This is a genomic window from Aminobacter sp. Piv2-1 (assembly GCF_037625995.1).
Classification (GTDB): Bacteria; Pseudomonadota; Alphaproteobacteria; order Rhizobiales; family Rhizobiaceae; genus Aminobacter.
In genome coordinates, this window is record NZ_JARKMU010000014.1 from 1 (window position 1) to 16,954 (window position 16,954).

14 protein-coding genes and 1 pseudogene are annotated in these 16,954 nt (G+C 65.7%); 13 read left to right on the forward strand and 2 right to left on the reverse strand.

All coding sequences use genetic code 11. From position 1 onward, the window contains the following. From AmiPiv_RS21755 to AmiPiv_RS21770, 4 genes and pseudogenes are all read left to right on the forward strand, one after another. Positions 1-136: pseudogene (locus AmiPiv_RS21755) on the forward strand (homoserine dehydrogenase); the annotation flags it as partial. 2 nt (positions 137-138) lie between these two features. Continuing rightward, complete coding sequence (locus AmiPiv_RS21760; RefSeq protein ID WP_340040782.1) at positions 139-1,167, forward strand: thiamine pyrophosphate-dependent dehydrogenase E1 component subunit alpha; 1,029 nt, start codon at positions 139-141, stop codon at positions 1,165-1,167. After that, on the forward strand, positions 1,168-2,166 hold the full coding sequence (locus tag AmiPiv_RS21765; protein WP_340040784.1) for an alpha-ketoacid dehydrogenase subunit beta: 999 nt from the start codon (positions 1,168-1,170) through the stop codon (positions 2,164-2,166). It begins immediately after the preceding gene. A 3-nt stretch (positions 2,167-2,169) separates the two neighbouring features. Then, the gene (locus AmiPiv_RS21770) at positions 2,170-3,534 is read left to right on the forward strand and encodes an acetoin dehydrogenase dihydrolipoyllysine-residue acetyltransferase subunit (RefSeq protein WP_340040786.1); all 1,365 of its coding nucleotides are present in this window, start codon (positions 2,170-2,172) and stop codon (positions 3,532-3,534) included. 127 nt (positions 3,535-3,661) lie between these two features. Here AmiPiv_RS21770 and AmiPiv_RS21775 read toward each other — a convergent pair whose 3' ends face one another. Then, the gene (locus tag AmiPiv_RS21775) at positions 3,662-4,330 is read right to left on the reverse strand and encodes an HAD family hydrolase (protein ID WP_340040788.1); all 669 of its coding nucleotides are present in this window, start codon (positions 4,328-4,330) and stop codon (positions 3,662-3,664) included. A gap of 90 nt (positions 4,331-4,420) precedes the next feature. Then, positions 4,421-5,047, reverse strand: coding sequence for a hypothetical protein (locus tag AmiPiv_RS21780; RefSeq protein WP_340040790.1), 627 nt, complete (start codon positions 5,045-5,047; stop codon positions 4,421-4,423). Between the two features lie 194 nt (positions 5,048-5,241). Here AmiPiv_RS21780 and AmiPiv_RS21785 point away from each other — a divergent pair, with 194 nt between their 5' ends. The 9 genes from AmiPiv_RS21785 to AmiPiv_RS21825 all read left to right on the forward strand — a co-directional run bounded on the left by AmiPiv_RS21785 (position 5,242) and on the right by AmiPiv_RS21825 (position 16,939). After that, the gene (locus AmiPiv_RS21785; RefSeq protein WP_340040792.1) at positions 5,242-5,676 is read left to right on the forward strand and encodes a transcriptional regulator GutM; all 435 of its coding nucleotides are present in this window, start codon (positions 5,242-5,244) and stop codon (positions 5,674-5,676) included. A 55-nt stretch (positions 5,677-5,731) separates the two neighbouring features. After that, positions 5,732-6,490 carry a PTS glucitol/sorbitol transporter subunit IIC gene (gene srlA / locus AmiPiv_RS21790; RefSeq protein ID WP_340040794.1) on the forward strand — a complete coding sequence of 253 codons (759 nt, stop codon included), beginning with the start codon at positions 5,732-5,734 and terminating at the stop codon, positions 6,488-6,490. 15 nt (positions 6,491-6,505) lie between these two features. Next, positions 6,506-7,519: a PTS glucitol/sorbitol transporter subunit IIB gene (gene srlE / locus AmiPiv_RS21795; protein ID WP_340040796.1), complete on the forward strand. Its 1,014-nt coding sequence runs from the start codon at positions 6,506-6,508 to the stop codon at positions 7,517-7,519. A gap of 119 nt (positions 7,520-7,638) precedes the next feature. Continuing rightward, entirely contained in the window at positions 7,639-8,019 is a 381-nt protein-coding gene (locus AmiPiv_RS21800) for a PTS glucitol/sorbitol transporter subunit IIA (RefSeq protein WP_340040798.1), read from the forward strand. Between the two features lie 48 nt (positions 8,020-8,067). Further along, positions 8,068-10,047, forward strand: coding sequence for a phosphoenolpyruvate--protein phosphotransferase (ptsP, locus tag AmiPiv_RS21805; protein WP_340040799.1), 1,980 nt, complete (start codon positions 8,068-8,070; stop codon positions 10,045-10,047). Between the two features lie 707 nt (positions 10,048-10,754). Then, positions 10,755-11,723 (forward strand): malate dehydrogenase, encoded by a 969-nt coding sequence (gene mdh, locus AmiPiv_RS21810; RefSeq protein WP_340040800.1) that lies wholly within the window; start codon positions 10,755-10,757, stop codon positions 11,721-11,723. 10 nt (positions 11,724-11,733) lie between these two features. Then, positions 11,734-12,930: an ADP-forming succinate--CoA ligase subunit beta gene (sucC, locus tag AmiPiv_RS21815; protein WP_340040801.1), complete on the forward strand. Its 1,197-nt coding sequence runs from the start codon at positions 11,734-11,736 to the stop codon at positions 12,928-12,930. A gap of 3 nt (positions 12,931-12,933) precedes the next feature. After that, the gene (gene sucD, locus AmiPiv_RS21820) at positions 12,934-13,836 is read left to right on the forward strand and encodes a succinate--CoA ligase subunit alpha (protein ID WP_340040802.1); all 903 of its coding nucleotides are present in this window, start codon (positions 12,934-12,936) and stop codon (positions 13,834-13,836) included. Positions 13,837-13,951: 115 nt separating this feature from the next. Next, a complete protein-coding gene (locus tag AmiPiv_RS21825; RefSeq protein ID WP_340040804.1) occupies positions 13,952-16,939 on the forward strand; it encodes a 2-oxoglutarate dehydrogenase E1 component in 2,988 nt (995 codons plus the stop codon). The last annotated feature ends 15 nt before the right edge of the window (positions 16,940-16,954 follow it).

Consider the following 16,954-nt stretch of genomic DNA (forward strand, 5'->3'; position numbering starts at 1 on the left):
GCAGGGCGGCACCGTCACCGCCCCGATCAGGAAGGGCGAGCTCATCACCACCGCCAACGCCGCCGTCGCGCCCGGCTCGAAGATCGCCGAGCTCAGGGCACGACAGGACAGGCTGGTCTATGGAGCGGAGGCTTGATCGTGGCCCAGGCTAAGACCAAGAACCTGCCGGCGGGCGCCAACCTGCCCTTCATCTACCGGGAATACAGCGCCGACAGGCTGAAAGAGGCGCTGCACAAGATGTATCTCATCCGCCAGTTCGAAGAGGGCGCGGAAGAGTCCTACATGCGCGGCCTGATCCACGGCACCATGCACCTGTCCATCGGCCAGGAAGCGAGCGCCATGGGCATCTGCATGCCGCTGACCAACGACGACCAGATCACCTCGACCCATCGCGGTCATGGCCACTGCATCGCCAAGGGCGCGGAAGTGTCGAAGATGTTTGCCGAGTTCTTCGGCAAGACCACGGGCTATTGCCGCGGCCGCGGCGGCTCGATGCACATCGCCGACGTGACGACGGGCAATCTCGGCGCCAACGGCATCGTAGGCGGCGGCATCCCGATCGCCGTGGGTGCGGCGCTGACGGCCAAGCGCCTGAAGTCGGACCGCGTGGTCATCTCCTTCTTCGGCGACGGCGCCAACAACGAAGGTGCCTTCCACGAGGCGCTCAACATGGCCTCGCTGTGGAAGCTGCCGGTTATCTTCGTCTGCGAGAACAACGGCTACGGCATGTCGACCTCGATGGCCCGCTCAACGGCGGTGCCCAATGTCGCCGACCGTGCCGCCGCCTATTCGATGCCGGGCGTGATCGTCGACGGCAACGTGCTGTCCGAAGTCGCAGAAGCCAGCCACGAAGCGGTGCGCCGCGCCAGGGCAGGGGAAGGGCCGACGCTGATCGAGTCCAAGACCTACCGCTATCGCGGCCACTCCAAGAGCGACCGCAACCGCTACCGGACCAAGGAAGAGATCGAGGACTGGATGACCAACCGCGATCCCATCGTCCGCTTCGAAAACGAGTTGATGGAGTTCGGCATCATCGACATGACCGGAATCAGGACCATCCGCGAGGCAGTGCGCAACGAAATCGCCGACGGCATCGAGTTCGCCAAGGCAAGCCCGGCACCCGAGATCCGCAACCTCGAGCGCTACGTCTATACGGAGACCGCGTAAATGGATCAGGCCGTGCGCGAGCTGAGCTATGCCCAGGCGATCCAGGAAGCCATGGCGATTGCCATGGAGACCGACGAGCGCGTGTTCCTGATGGGCGAGGACATCGGCGTTTATGGCGGTGCCTTCCAGGTGACGGGCGACCTCGTCGAGCGCTTTGGCGCCGACCGCGTTATCGATACGCCGATCTCGGAACTCGGGGGCGCCGGCGTCGCCGTGGGCGCTGCGGTGACAGGCTTGCGTCCTATCTTCGAGTTCCAGTTTTCCGACTTTGCCACGCTCGCCATGGAGCAGATCGTCAACCAGGCCGCCAAGATGCGCTACATGCTCGGCGGCGCGGTGTCGGTGCCCGTGGTCATGCGCTTTCCCGCAGGCTCCGGCACGGGCGCTGCCGCCCAGCACAGCCAGAGCCTGGAGGCATGGCTCGGCCACGTGCCGGGCCTCAAGGTCATCCAGCCGGCGACACCGCACGACGCCAAGGGCATGCTGCTCGCTGCCGTCGCCGATCCGGACCCGGTGATGATCTTCGAGCACAAGCTGCTCTACAAAACCAAGGGCCCGGTGCCCGAGGGCTATTACACCGTGCCGATCGGCAAGGCCGAGATCCGCCGCGAGGGCCGCGACCTCACCATCGTCGCCACCTCGATCATGGTGCACAAGGCGCTCGAGGCGGCCCGGACGCTGGAGGCCGAAGGCATCGACGTCGAAGTCGTCGACCTGCGCACCGTAAGACCCATGGATAAGGAAACCGTCATCGAAAGCGTCAAGAAGACGTCGCGGCTGCTCTGCGTCTATGAGGGCGTGAAGACGCTCGGCGTCGGCGCCGAGGTCAGTGCCATGATCGCCGAGAGCGAGGCCTTCGACTTCCTCGACGCGCCGATCGTCCGCCTCGGCGGCGCCGAGACGCCGGTGCCCTACAATCCGGAACTGGAAAAGGCGACCGTGCCGCAGGTGCCCGACATACTGGCCGCTGCGCGCAGTCTCGCCGCTGGGAGCCGCTAGGCCATGCCGGTCGAAGTCATCCTGCCCAAGGTCGACATGGACATGGCGACCGGGCGCATCTCGCGCTGGTTCGTCGACGAGGGTGCCGTGGTCAAGAAGGGCGACCTTTTGTTCGAGATCGAAACCGACAAGGCGGCGATGGAAATCGACGCACCGGCCACCGGCACCATCCGCGATATCACCGGCAAGGAAGGCATCGACATCCCGGTCGGCGAAGCCGTCGCCTGGATTTATGCCGAAGGCGAGGCAACAAAGCCGGCTAAGGACGTTGCTGCCGAGCCCGCGCAGGCAATCGCACCCGTCGCGGCAGCACCGGCCACGGCCGTGCCCGAAATCGTGATGGCAAAAGCAGCGCCCGGCATGCCATCCACCAACATGCCATCCAACGGCACGCGCGCCACGCCGTTGGCCCGCCGCCTCGCGGCGGAGGCAGGGCTGACGCTCGACGCCATCTCGGGATCCGGGCCCAAGGGCCGTGTCATGCGCAAGGACGTCGAGGCGGCAATTCCGGCGCAAGTTGAAGCACCCGCCCTGGCGAAGCCAGCCCCCGTAGTTTCCAGGTCGCCGGCATCCTCCCAGCCGCGACCGGCGCCCCAGCGGGCCGGTGAGACGGCACCGCTGAACTTCGCATGGCTGCGACAGGGCGAAGGCCGTCCGATCGTGCTGATCCACGGCTTCGGCGCCGACCTCAACAGCTGGCGGCCGATGCTGGCGGCAGGTCCCGTCGGCGCGCTGCTGCTGGCGCTCGACCTGCCCGGACATGGCGGCTCACCGCGCCGGGCGCCCGCCGACCTCGACGCCATCGCCGCCGATGTCGAGGCAACCCTTGCTGCGCTTGATGTCGGACCGGTGCTGCTGGTCGGCCATTCCTTCGGTGGTGCCGTGGCGACAACCGTCGCCGCGCGCGGTCATGCCGACGTGCGCGCGCTGGCGCTGATCGCGCCGGCCGGCCTCGGCCCCGAGATCAACGGCGCCTTCCTGCAGGGCTTCGTGCGGGCCAGGAGCGAATCCAGCCTGATGCCGTGGCTAAAGCAGCTGGTCGCCGACGAGCAGGTGCTGTCGAAGCCTTTCGTCAATGCCACGCTGGCGCAGGCGGCGGACAGCGAACTGCGTACCGCGCAGGCCGAGATCGCCGACCGCTTCTTCGCTGACGGCACCCAGACCTTCGACATCAGGGGGCTGATCGCCGCCTTGCGCATTCCTGTCCGCATGATCGTCGGCGCCAACGACCGGATCATCCCGGCGAGCCAGTCGCTGGGGCTTCCCGGCGAGGTGGCATTGCACGTCTTTGCGGCCACCGGCCACATGCCGCAGGTCGAGCGCCGCGAACAGGTGCTGAAGATCCTGCTGGAGATGGCGCGGGCGTAAGCGCCGCCGGGCCAGCCCGTCATATTGCCCCTCACTCTTACCCTCTCCCCGCAGGCGGGGAGAGGGTGCCGCAGGCAGGTGAGGGGCGGCGCGACCGTCGCCCAACTGCCCCTCACATCGGACCGTCTCAGATAAGCCCGCGCCCACGCAGCTCTGCCGCGACCTCGTCCCAGCTGCCGCAGACGGCCGCAGCGCCAGAAGCCAGAAGCTCCGGGCCGTGGCCGTCGTGGGTATGGCCGCCGCCGACATAGCCGATCGCGGTCATGCCTGCCGAGACGGCGCCCTGCACGCCGTAGCGCGAATCCTCGATCACCAGGCAGCGCGACGGCGCAAAGCCCATCTTCTCGGCTGCGAAGAGGAAGATGTCGGGTGCGGGCTTGCCGTTCTTCACCATCGACGAGCTGAAGATCGCCGCACCGAAATGTTCGGCCAGGCCGGTGACGGCAAGGCTGTGGTTGATGCGCTCCATCGACGAGGAGGACGCCACGCAGCGGGCAGCCTTCAATTCTGCAAGGAAGGCAGGCAGGCCGCGGGTCGATTCCAGCCGTTCGGTGAACAGCGCCCTGGTCTCGCCCCAGATGTCGTCGGTGGCATGCTCGGGTAGGAGGTGTCCGGTGAGTTCGTGGATCTTCCGGATGATGTCGGCCTGCTTCATGCCGACGCCGTGGGCGACGACCTCCGCCTTGATCGGCAAACCGTTCTTGGCATAGGCGCGCTCATAGGCGAGTGCGGCCAGGGGTTCGCTGTCGACCAGCACGCCGTCGCAGTCGAAAATCACCAGGCTGTCGTTGGGCAAGCTCGTCTCCTGAAATCCTTGGGTCGCCGATGCGACGGCATGGCCTGGTCGGATGGGCCCGCCAGCCGCTGCATTCGTTTCGGTATGCGATCAGCCCCGGCCGATGGCCTGCGGCTTGGGTGGAGAGGAAAGCGCGCGCTGCATGGCGCTGCGCTCTTCCGGCAGGTCGGGCGCCAGCCAGTTGGGCTCGGCGCCGAGGAAGCGGTCGAGATAGGCGACCGCGTAGCTCGGCACCTCGGCGGTGTTCTCCTTGTAGGACCACCAGGTCCTGAGATCGTCGGCGCAGGCGTCGAGCTTCGGCGCGCTGCCGAATTCCTGCTCGAAGACGGCTGCGATCGCGCAGACGCAATAGTTGGTGTAGACGAACCCTTCGGGCCAGAACCGGACGATTTCAGGCGTCTCTTCGGCGAGGGCCGCCGCCGTATCGCCCGCACGCACCGGCGACCGTCTGATCAGTTCCTTGAGCGCCAGCCCCGCGGCAAAGACGATGAAGTCGGCCCGGTCCAGCCGCGCATAGGATTTCTGCGCGTTCACGATCTCGACCCAGTCGAGGAAGATGCGGGTGAGCTTCTTCTCGTCGATCTCGAAGCGGATGCCGTAGCGCGCGCTCACGGCACGGGCGCTGTTGCGGAAGGTTGCGCGGAACCAGCGCAGCTGCCTCAGCCGGTGGCCGAGGTCGGGAACGAGAGCCATTTCGTTCTTGAAGAAAAGATCCATCGTCGCTGCGCTCCTGACCGAGGGAAGATAGCACCGCCGGGCGACATACCAAAACGCCCGCGGTGAACTGCCTCCCGCTTCCGGGTCGTTTCAACTTATACATATTGACATTTATAAAGACAAATGTTCTTTGATCGATATGTGAGCGGCCGGGCTTCCGGCCGCGCTCTGGAGGCTTCGGGAGGAAGGGCCCTATGGCGATCTGGCAATGGGGATTGCTGCTTTTGGCGCTCGTCTGGGCGCTGCAGTCGCTCGGCGTCTGGCTGCAGATGCGGCACTATTCCGACGTCTTCAAGGGCATCACCGAGAAATACCAGGACGGCTATGTCGGTGCCGGCAATTGCCGCGGCCGTTTCGGCAAGGGCACGATCGCGCTGGCGGTGGTCACGCCCGATCTGGTGGTCCGGCGACTGCTGACGATGACCGGCCGCTCGGTCTTCGCCAAGTTCCGCCGGCACGAAAATCTCGAGGGCATGACCCTCGATCAGCTCCGGTCCAATCCCGCGGTCCTGGGAGAGGGGGAAGCCGGTGTGGCGGAAGCCGTGAAGAAGGCGGTCGAGCAGATCGACCGTGCACGGCTCGAGCCGAAGGGGCCCGGCCTGTCGGGCCTCGAGCCAGTGCGTACTTAGGGAGGCAGCCTTCGGGGCGGAAGCCTCGTCGGGGCGAGGATATCAAGGAGGAGAAATGTCAGTCCTGACTATGTTGGCGCAGCATGCCGACATGGCCGTGCAGAACCTGCATGTGGCGGGTTCAATGGCCACGGATGCTGCAATTCACGGCAAGCTGGCCGTCAAGGGAGCGGCGAACGATCTCGTCGTGCTCGCCCAGGCGAGCAGCGACATCACCGTCGAGCAGTTCAAGGAAAAGCTCAACACCGTCGCGCAGGAGGAGCAGCTCGGCTGGCTCACCAGCATCGGCAAGTATTTCATCGGCATTTTCCAGAAGGGCGGCGAGGTTTTCGCCGGCTTCGTTACAGGCATCATCCCCACGCTCGTCGTGCTGATGACCGCCTTCTATGCGCTGACCGAACTCGTCGGCGAGGAGAGGGTCCACGGCATCGCCCGCGGCGCCGGCCGCATCGCGCTGACGCGCTATACGCTTCTGCCGCTTCTGTCGGTCTTTTTCCTCACCAACCCGATGGCCTACACCTTCGGCTCGTTCCTGGAAGAAAAGCACAAGCCCGCCTTCTACGACGCGGCCGTGTCCTACGTGCATCCGCCGCTCGGCCTGTTCCCGCACATCAACCCCGGCGAATATTTCGTCTGGGGCGGCATCCTGGTGGCGTTGCTCGAGCTCGAGAAGAAGGGCGTGGTGCCGGGCGGCTACCACATCCAGGTTGCCATCTGGTACGCCATCGTCGGCCTCGTCGTCATCCTGCTCAAGGGCATGCTGACCGAGCGCATCACCGCCATCATGGCGCGCCGCCAGGGCGTCGAGCTGTAAGGCGGGGAGGAAGACATGGCCAATTCCTACAAGGCAGTCAAAATCTCCCGCGGCAAGAGCGGCTGGGGCGGCCCCCTGGTCGTGCAGCCGACCTCGCAGCGCAACAAGGTGGTTTCGGTCACCGGCGGCGGCATCCATCCGGTCGCGGCGCGCATCGCCGAGATGACCGGCGCCGAAGCGGTCGACGGCTTCAAGTCGCCGCCGGTCGAAGGCGAAATGGCGGTCGTGGTCGTCGATTGCGGCGGCACTGCGCGCTGCGGCGTCTACCCGCGCAAGCGCATTCCAACCGTCAACCTCACTCCTGTGGGGCAGGCGGGTCCGCTCGCCCAGTTCATCACCGAGGACATCTACGTGTCAGGCGTCAGGGAGGACAACATCGCCATGGCCGACGGTTCCGAGGCAGTGACGTCGGCCGGCGTCTCGGCGCATAATTCCAGCCCGGCGTCCTTCGCGACCGCCGCCGCCAAGGTGCCGCCCGCGGCTTCCGGCGAGGGCGGTTTCATCGGCCTCGTCGCCGGCATCGGCCGCATCATGGGCCGCGTCGTCGGCATCTTCTTCAATGCCGGCCGCCGCACCATCGACCAGGTCGTCCGCAACGTCCTGCCGTTCATGGCGTTCGTGACGATGCTGATCGGCCTGATCCTCTACACCGGCATCGGCGACGTGCTCGCCCAGCCGATGGGACCGCTGGCCAACAACATCATCGGCCTGCTGATCATCTCGGCCATCTGCGGCCTGCCGTTCCTGTCGCCCATCCTCGGGCCGGGCGCGGTCATCGCCCAGGTCATCGGCGTGGCGATCATCGGCCCGCAGATCGCCAACGGCACGATCGCGCCTGCCATGGCCTTGCCGGCACTCTTCGCCTACAACACCCAGGTCGGCTGCGATTTCGTGCCGGTCGGCCTGGCGCTGGGCGAAGCCAAGCCCAAGACCATCGAGATCGGCGTTCCGGCGGTCTTGATCAGCCGTCAGATCATGGGCCCGGTGTCGGTGCTCATCGCCTGGCTGGTCAGCGTCGTCGTCTTCTGAGACCGTCCGGGCGGCGGGCTCTTGCTCGCCGCCCGGCATGCTTCGTCGCCGGTCATTTGCCGGCGAAATACATCGGCCCAAGGCAGGCGCTGCCTGGGGCACAGAGAAAAGGCTTCGACATGTCGGTTCATCTCAAGACGCAGATCACGGCAATCGGACCGGAAGTGGCAGAGCTGGCCGAAGGCGGCGTGCTGATCCTGTTCGCCGACGGCGCCCCGCCGGAACTGGCCGAGGTGTCGGTGCTGCACAAGACCGAGGTCGGGCCCAGCGACGCCGCCCCCGCCGTGGGCGTTGCCATCGTCATCGGCGACCTCTCGGGCACCATCACCGCGATGGGCGACAGCGCCTGGAACAAGGTGCGCGAGATCGGCCACGTGGTCATCAATTTCAACGGCGCCGTTGCCGCCGAGCGGCCGGGCGAGATCTGCGCCTCGGCAATCGACGGCGAGTTGCTCGTCGCCGCGCTCAAGACGGGTGCCGCGATCACCATCGGCCGCTGATTGCCGCGCCCGACGCGGCTATACTGAACTCGAACAAGAGACCGGACCATGGAACGCTCGACGATCGTCAGAGTGCATGAAGGGCTGCATGCCCGGCCCGCCACCCGCTTCGTCAAGCTCGCCAAGAGCTTCGAGAGCGACGTCGAGATCATCAAGGACGGCAAGTCGGCCAGCGCCAAGAGCGCGGTCAAGCTGATGCTTCTCGCCGTCAAGGAAAACGACGAGGTGACGATCCGCACCAGGGGTGCCGACGAGATCGAGGCGGTCGAGGCGCTGATCGGCTATCTCGAAAATCCGATTTCCGGCCTCGCCGAAGAGCAGGCGCCAGCCGAGCCGGATGCCGCGGCCGCCGCGGGCGTGACGCTCAAGGTCGAGCCGTCCAGGCCGGCAGCGTTGGAGGAGGAGATCGCCGGCGCGCTGAAGGGCGTCGCCGCCTCCGAAGGCTATGCGGTGGGCGCTGCCTTCGCCCACTTCCCGCCCGAGATCAAGCCGGAGCGCCGCACGCTGTCGGCGGGCGAGATGGAAGCCGAACTCGTGCGTTTCAGCGAAGCCGTCGAGGCCGTCCAGGCCCGCATGAACGTTTCGCTCGCCTCCGAGAGCCTGTCGGCCAACGACCGCGGCATCATCGCAGCCCTGCGCGACATCGCCGCCGACGACGAACTGCGCGACGAGGTCACGACCGCCATCAACAGCGGCAGCGACGCTGTGACCGCCGTCATCGGCGCCGCCACCCGTATCGCGGCGCAGTTCGGGCAAGTGGACGATCCCTATCTCAACGCCCGCGCCGACGACGTGCAGTCGGTCGGCCGCCAGATTTGCCTAGCGCTGCTCGGCCAGGCCGACGTCAGCCTCGACGACATTCCCGAGGGCGCCATCCTCATCGCCGAAGACATCGGCGCATGGGACCTGGCACGCGCGCCGCTCAAGCGCATCGGCGGCATCGTCTGCGGCCATGGCGGCGCAACCTCGCACATCGCCATCATCGCCCGAGCCCATGGCATTCCCGCCGTGCTCGGCCTGGGCGCGCAGGTGCATGAGTTGCTTCAGGCGCGAGAGATTGCGCTCGACGGGCATCGCGGCCACGTCGTGGCCAACCCCGAGGGTGCGGTGCTCGAACGCTTCCGCGTCCGCATCGACGAGGCGGCACGCGAACGCGAGGCGCTGAAGGCGTTCCGCGACACCACCCCCCGCCGCGCCGACGGCACGGTCATCGAGGTGGCCGCCAATATCGGCTCGCTGGAGGAAATCGACGCCGCCCGCGAAGCGGGCGCCATGGGCGTCGGCCTGTTCCGCACCGAGCTTCTGTTCATGCGCCACATGCACCTGCCGTCGGAGGACATGCAGGCCGAGACCTACGCGGCGCTGGCCAAGGCCTTCGCGCCCTATCCGGTCATCGTGCGCACGCTCGACATCGGTGGCGACAAGCCGATCTCTGGCATCGAGTTCCCCGACGAGGAGAACCCGTTCCTCGGCTGGCGCGGCATCCGCATGTGCCTCGACCGCCCCGGCATCTTCAAGCCGCAGCTCAGGGCGCTCTTGCGCGCGGCCGTCCACGGCAACGTCAAGGTGATGCTGCCGATGGTTTCCGACATCGGCGAGGTGCGTGATGCGCGCGCCCTGATCGAGACCTGCAAGGCCGAACTCGCGGCCGAAAAGATTGCCTTCGGCGAGTTCCAGCTCGGCGTCATGATCGAGACCCCGGCGGCCGTGCTGATCGCGCCGGCGTTGGCCAGGGAAGTCGCCTTCTTCTCCATCGGCACCAACGACCTCACCCAATACATCATGGCGGCCGACCGGCTGAACCCGACCGTCGCCAGGCTCAACGACGTCACCAATGTCGCGGTCATGTCGGCGATCGAGATGACGGCGCGGGCAGGGGTGGCGGCCGGCATCATGGTCGGCATGTGCGGCGAGGCGGCCGGTCGGCCGGACCTCATCCCCGTGTTTCTCCGCATGGGCCTGACCGAGCTGTCGATGAGCCCGGTCTCGATCCAACGGGCGAAGAAGACGATCGCCGAACTCGCTTAGTCACGCATTTCGAGCTCTTGTGCCCGGCCCGCCGGGGCAAGTTTTGCTGCCCGCGTGCCGGCGCTCCCCACACCGCTTGGCCAAAACGGCCGGCGGCAGCAGGCCCCCGGCCGTCCTGGCGCAGGGTCGCGGATAGACATGACGAATGTCTCGACCGGATCCGCTCGTTGCCGAGCCACGACTGCTCGCAGTCGAGATCGCACGACGAGCACATCCATGAGGCGGCCGGCGATGCAGCGGCGCTGCCGGCCAAGCGCCCCCCCACCTCGTCGACATAAAAGCTCCGTCGGCATTCGACCTGGCGATGGATCATGTCGGCCGCCTGGGCCACAACCTGGCCATCATCGAGCGCGACGAAGGGAAGGCGGTCGGTCGCGCGCGGCGAGGCAGGTTGCCACGGCGCCGCGCATCCCCGGCGACGTTGCCGATAAGGGATGCGTCGCGAGGCATCAGCCATCGTATGAAGATCTCTGACATCGACGTTTCTTCACTTTCCGTTTGCATTCTTGTCACAAAACTTTGACGTTTACGTAAATCCCGAAGTATCTAACCGATTGAAAAAATTGAGCAGGAAATAATCGGTTGAATATTTTCGATCGCAGGTCTATTGCGAGCTGCTCATTTTGGCCGCATCCCGGCGGCCTCATCGCCCAAACCTGTTTCACCCCGCCGTCACGGCGTCGTCAAAGGCAAAGGGAAATTCCTTCATGGCACGTAACAAGATAGCCCTCATCGGCTCGGGCATGATTGGCGGCACGCTCGCCCATATGGTCGGCCTCAAGGACCTCGGCGACGTGGTTCTGTTCGACATCGCCGAGGGCATTCCGCAGGGCAAGGGCCTGGATATCGCCCAGTCCTCGACGGTCGACGGCTTCGACTCGCGCTACACCGGCGTCAACGACTATGCCGGGATCGAGGGCGCCGACGTCTGCATCGTCACCGCCGGCGTGCCGCGCAAGCCCGGCATGAGCCGCGACGACCTGCTCGGCATCAACCTCAAGGTCATGGAACAGGTCGGCGCCGGCATCAAGAAATACGCGCCGAAGGCCTTCGTCATCTGCATCACCAACCCGCTCGACGCTATGGTGTGGGCGCTGCAGAAGTTCTCGGGCCTGCCCAAGAGCCACGTCGTCGGCATGGCCGGCGTGCTCGATTCGGCCCGCTTCCGCTATTTCCTGTCCGAGGAGTTCAAGGTCTCGGTCGAGGACGTCTCGGCCATGACGCTCGGCGGCCACGGCGACGACATGGTGCCGCTGGTGCGCTACTCGACCGTCGCCGGCATCCCGCTGCCGGACCTCGTCAAGATGGGCTGGACCAGCCAGGAGAAGCTCGACGCCATCGTCGAGCGCACCCGCAAGGGCGGCGGCGAGATCGTCGGCCTGCTCAAGACCGGCTCGGCCTACTATGCGCCGGCCTCGTCGGCGATTGCCATGGCCGAATCCTACCTCAAGGACAAGAAGCGCGTCCTGCCCTGCGCCACGCACCTGTCGGGCCAGTATGGCATCAAGGACATGTATGTCGGCGTGCCGGTGGTGATCGGCGCCGGTGGCGTCGAGCGCGTCATCGAGCTCGATTTCAACAAGGCCGAGCAGAAGATGTTCGAGAAGTCGGTCGAGGCCGTGAAGGGCCTCTGCGACGCCTGCGTGGCGATCGCGCCGAACCTCGGCAAGAAGTAAGGGGGTTTCGATGAACATCCACGAATATCAGGGCAAGCAGCTGCTCAAGGGCTATGGTGCGCCAGTCGCCGACGGCGTGCCGGTCTTCAAGGTCGAGGAAGCCGAGGCCGCGGCGAAGAGCCTGCCCGGTCCGCTCTACGTCGTGAAGAGCCAGATCCACGCCGGCGGCCGCGGCAAGGGCAAGTTCAAGGAACTGCCCGCCGACGCCAAGGGCGGCGTACGTCTGGCCAAGTCGATTGAAGAGGTCGTTGCCTTCTCCAGGGAGATGCTCGGCAATACGCTGGTGACCAAGCAGACCGGCCCGGCCGGCAAGCAGGTCAACCGCCTCTACATCGAGGACGGCGCCGACATCGACCGTGAGCTCTATCTGTCGATCCTGGTCGACCGTTCGGTCGGCCGCATCGCCTTCGTCGTCTCGACCGAAGGCGGCATGGACATCGAGGCCGTAGCCCATGACACGCCCGAGAAGATCATCACGGTTGCGATCGACCCGGAAGCCGGCGTGACGGCTGCCGACGTCGCCAAGCTCAACGAGGCGCTGAAGCTCTCGGGCGAGGCTGCCAAGGACGGCGAGACGCTGTTCCCGATCCTCTACAAGGCGTTCGTCGAGAAGGACATGAGCCTGCTCGAGGTCAACCCGCTGATCGTCATGACCAACGGCCGCCTGCGCGTTCTCGACGCCAAGATCTCGTTCGACAACAACGCGCTGTTCCGCCATGCCGACGTGACCGAGCTGCGCGACACGACCGAGGAAGACGCCAAGGAAATCGAGGCGTCGAAGTATGACCTCGCCTATGTCGCGCTCGACGGCAACATCGGCTGCATGGTCAACGGCGCGGGCCTCGCGATGGCGACGATGGACATCATCAAGCTCTACGGCGCAGAGCCTGCCAACTTCCTCGACGTCGGCGGCGGCGCTTCGAAGGAGAAGGTGACCGCGGCGTTCAAGATCATCACCGCGGACCCCGCGGTCGAAGGCATCCTGATCAACATCTTCGGTGGCATCATGAAGTGCGATGTCATCGCCGAAGGCGTTATCGCGGCGGTCAAGGAAGTGGGCCTCAAGGTCCCGCTGGTCGTGCGCCTCGAAGGCACCAATGCCGAACTCGGCAAGAAGATCATCAACGAGAGCGGGCTGAACGTCACCTCGGCCGACGACCTCGACGACGCGGCGAAGAAGATCGTCGCTGCGGTGAAGGGGAACTAATCCATGTCCATTCTCATCGACAAGAACACCAAGATCCTGGTGCAGGGCCTGACCGGCAAGACCGGCACGTTCCACACCGAACAGGCGCTGGCCTATCACGGCACCAAGATGGTCGGCGGCATCCACCCCAAGAAGGGCGGCGACAACTGGACCGGCGCCAAGGGCGAGACCCTGCCGATCTTCGCGTCCGTTGCCGAAGGCAAGGAAAAGACCGGCGCCAACGCGTCCGTGGTCTATGTCCCGCCGGCAGGTGCCGCCGAGGCCATCATCGAGGCGATCGAAGCCGAGATCCCGCTGATCGTCTGCATCACCGAGGGCATCCCGGTCACCGACATGATCAAGGTCAAGGCACGCCTCGACCGCTCGTCGTCGCGCCTGATCGGCCCGAACTGCCCGGGCATCGTGACGCCCGACCAGTGCAAGATCGGCATCATGCCGGGCAACATCTTCCGCAAGGGTTCGGTCGGCGTTGTCTCGCGCTCGGGAACGCTTACCTATGAAGCGGTGTTCCAGACCACCAATGCCGGCCTCGGCCAGACGACGGCCGTCGGCATCGGCGGCGACCCGGTCAAGGGCACGGAATTCATCGACATGCTCGAGATGTTCCTGGCCGACGAAGAGACCAAGTCGATCATCATGATCGGCGAAATCGGCGGCTCGGCCGAAGAGGACGCAGCGCAGTTCCTCATCGACGAGGCCAAGCGCGGCCGCAAGAAGCCGATGGCCGGCTTCATCGCCGGACGTACCGCACCGGAAGGCCGCACCATGGGCCACGCGGGCGCGGTGATCTCGGGCGGCAAGGGCGGCGCCGAGGACAAGATCGCGGCCATGGAGGCAGCGGGCATCCGCGTGTCGCCGTCGCCGGCACGTCTCGGCACCACGCTGGTCGAGGCGATCAAGGGCTAACGCAATAGGGGAGTAGGGCAACAGGGCAGCAGGTGATCGCACCTTTCGCCCTACTGCCTTCCTCCCCTACTCCCTTTCAAAAAGGAGACGGAGCCAGAGGCTCCGCAGGACAAAGATGGCACGATCAGATCAGGCCAACGACCAATTTTCCCTCACCTCGTTCCTCTATGGCGGCAACGCCGACTATATCGAGGCGCTGCACGCCGCCTATCTCGACGACCCTGAATCGGTCGACGCTGAATGGCGCGATTTCTTCGGCGCCCTGAAGGACGACGCCGGCGACATCCGCAAGAACGCCAAGGGCGCATCCTGGTCGCGGCCGAGCTGGCCGCTGCAGGCCAATGGCGAACTGGTCTCGGCGCTCGACGGTAACTGGGGCCTGGTCGAGAAGGTCGTCGAGAAGAAGGTCAGGGACAAGGCCGCCGCCGAGGGCGTCAAGCCGTCGCCGATCGACGTGCTCCAGGCAACGCGCGATTCCGTGCGCGCCATCATGATGATCCGCGCCTACCGCATGCGCGGCCACCTGCACGCCAATCTCGACCCGCTCGGCATCGCCAAGCCGCTCGAGGACTACAACGAGCTGTCGCCCGAGGCCTACGGCTTCACCGCGGCCGACTACGACCGCCCGATCTTCATCGACCATGTGCTCGGCCTCGAATACGCGACCATCCGCGACATGCTCGAGATCCTGAAGCGCACCTATTGCTCGACGCTCGGCGTCGAATTCATGCATATCTCCGATCCCGAAGAGAAGGCGTGGATCCAGGCCCGCATCGAGGGTCCGGACAAGGCCATCGCGTTCACCGCCGAGGGCAAGAAGGCGATCCTGTCCAAGCTGATCGAGGCCGAGGGCTTCGAGCAGTTCATCGACGTCAAGTACAAGGGCACCAAGCGCTTCGGCCTCGACGGCGGCGAGTCGCTGATCCCGGCGCTCGAGCAGATCATCAAGCGCGGCGGCGCGCTCGGCCTCAACGAAGTCGTGCTCGGCATGGCCCACCGCGGCCGCCTCAACGTCTTGACCAACGTCATGGCCAAGCCGCACCGCGCCGTGTTCCACGAGTTCAAGGGCGGCTCCTACGCGCCCGACGACGTCGAAGGCTCGGGCGACGTGAAGTATCATCTCGGCGCCTCGTCGGACCGCGAGTTCGACGGCAACAAGGTGCACCTGTCGCTGACCGCCAACCCCTCGCATCTCGAAATCGTCGATCCGGTGGTGATGGGCAAGGCCCGCGCCAAGCAGGACCAGCTGTTCGGCCGCGCCCGCGGCGAGATCGTGCCGCAGGAAGAGCGCGCCAAGGTCATGCCGCTTCTGCTGCACGGCGATGCGGCGTTTGCCGGCCAGGGCGTGATCGCCGAAATCCTCGGACTGTCGGGCCTGCGCGGCCACCGCGTCGCCGGCACGCTGCACGTCATCATCAACAACCAGATCGGCTTCACCACCAATCCGCGCTTCTCGCGCTCGTCGCCCTATCCGTCGGATGTGGCGAAGATGATCGAGGCGCCGATCTTCCACGTCAACGGCGACGATCCGGAAGCCGTCGTGTTCGCGGCCAAGGTTGCGACCGAATTCCGAATGAAGTTCCACAAGCCCGTCGTGGTGGACATGTTCTGCTACCGCCGCTTCGGCCACAACGAAGGCGACGAGCCGGGCTTCACCCAGCCGATCATGTACCGTTCGATCCGCACCCATAAGACGGTGGTGCAGGTCTATGCGGACAAGCTGATCAGCGAGGGCCTGCTGAACCAGTCCGAGGTCGACCAGATGCGTGCCGACTGGCGCGCCAACCTCGAGACCGAGTTCGAGGCCGGCCAGGCCTACAAGCCGAACAAGGCCGATTGGCTCGACGGTCAGTGGTCGGGCCTGCGTGCCGCCGACAACCAGGACGAGCTGCGCCGCGGCAAGACCGCCGTGCCGGTGAAGACGCTGAAGGAGATCGGCAAGAAGCTGACCGAGGTGCCGAAGGACTTCGAGGTCCACCGCACCATCGCGCGCTTCCTCGAGAACCGCCGCCAGGCGATCGAATCGGGCGAAGGCCTCGACTGGGCGACGGCGGAATCGCTGGCGTTCGGCTCGATCCTGCTCGACGGCAATCCGATCCGCCTGTCGGGCCAGGATTCCGAGCGTGGCACCTTCTCGCAGCGCCACACCGTGCTCTACGATCAGCGCGACGAGAACCGCTACATCCCGCTCAACAACCTGTCGGCGGCACAGGCCGGCTACGAGGTCATCAACTCGATGCTCTCGGAAGAAGCCGTGCTCGGCTTCGAATATGGCTACTCGCTCGCCGAGCCCAAGGCGCTGACCTTGTGGGAAGCCCAGTTCGGCGACTTCGCCAACGGCGCCCAGGTGGTGTTCGACCAGTTCATCTCGTCGGGCGAGCGCAAGTGGCTGCGCATGTCGGGCCTCGTCTGCCTGTTGCCGCACGGCTATGAGGGCCAGGGGCCCGAGCACTCCTCGGCGCGCCTCGAACGCTTCCTCCAGCTTTGCGCCGAAGACAACATGCAGGTGGCCAACGTCACGACGCCGGCCAACTATTTCCACATCCTGCGCCGGCAGCTGAAGCGCGACTTCCGCAAGCCGCTGATCCTGATGACGCCGAAGTCGCTGCTGCGCCACAAGCGGGCGGTGTCTTCGCTGTCGGAGATTTCGGGCGAGAGCTCGTTCCACCGCCTGCTGTGGGACGATGCCCAGTATCTCGGCAACGAGCCGATCAAGCTGGTCAAGGATTCGAAGATCCGTCGCGTCGTGCTCTGCACGGGCAAGGTCTATTACGACCTCTACGAGGAGCGCGAGAAGCGCGGCATCGACGACATCTACCTGCTGCGCGTCGAGCAGCTCTACCCGTTCCCGGCCAAAGCGCTGATCACCGAGCTCAGCCGCTTCCGCAACGCGGAGATGGTGTGGTGCCAGGAAGAGCCCAAGAACATGGGTGCGTGGTCGTTCATCGACCCGTATCTCGAATGGGTGCTCGCCCATATCGACGCCAAGCACCAGCGCGTGCGCTACACCGGCCGTCCGGCCGCCGCCTCCCCGGCGACAGGCCTGATGTCCAAGCACCTGGCGCAGCTGCAGGCATTCCTCGACGACGCCCTCGGCGAATAACTTCAAGAAAACGGA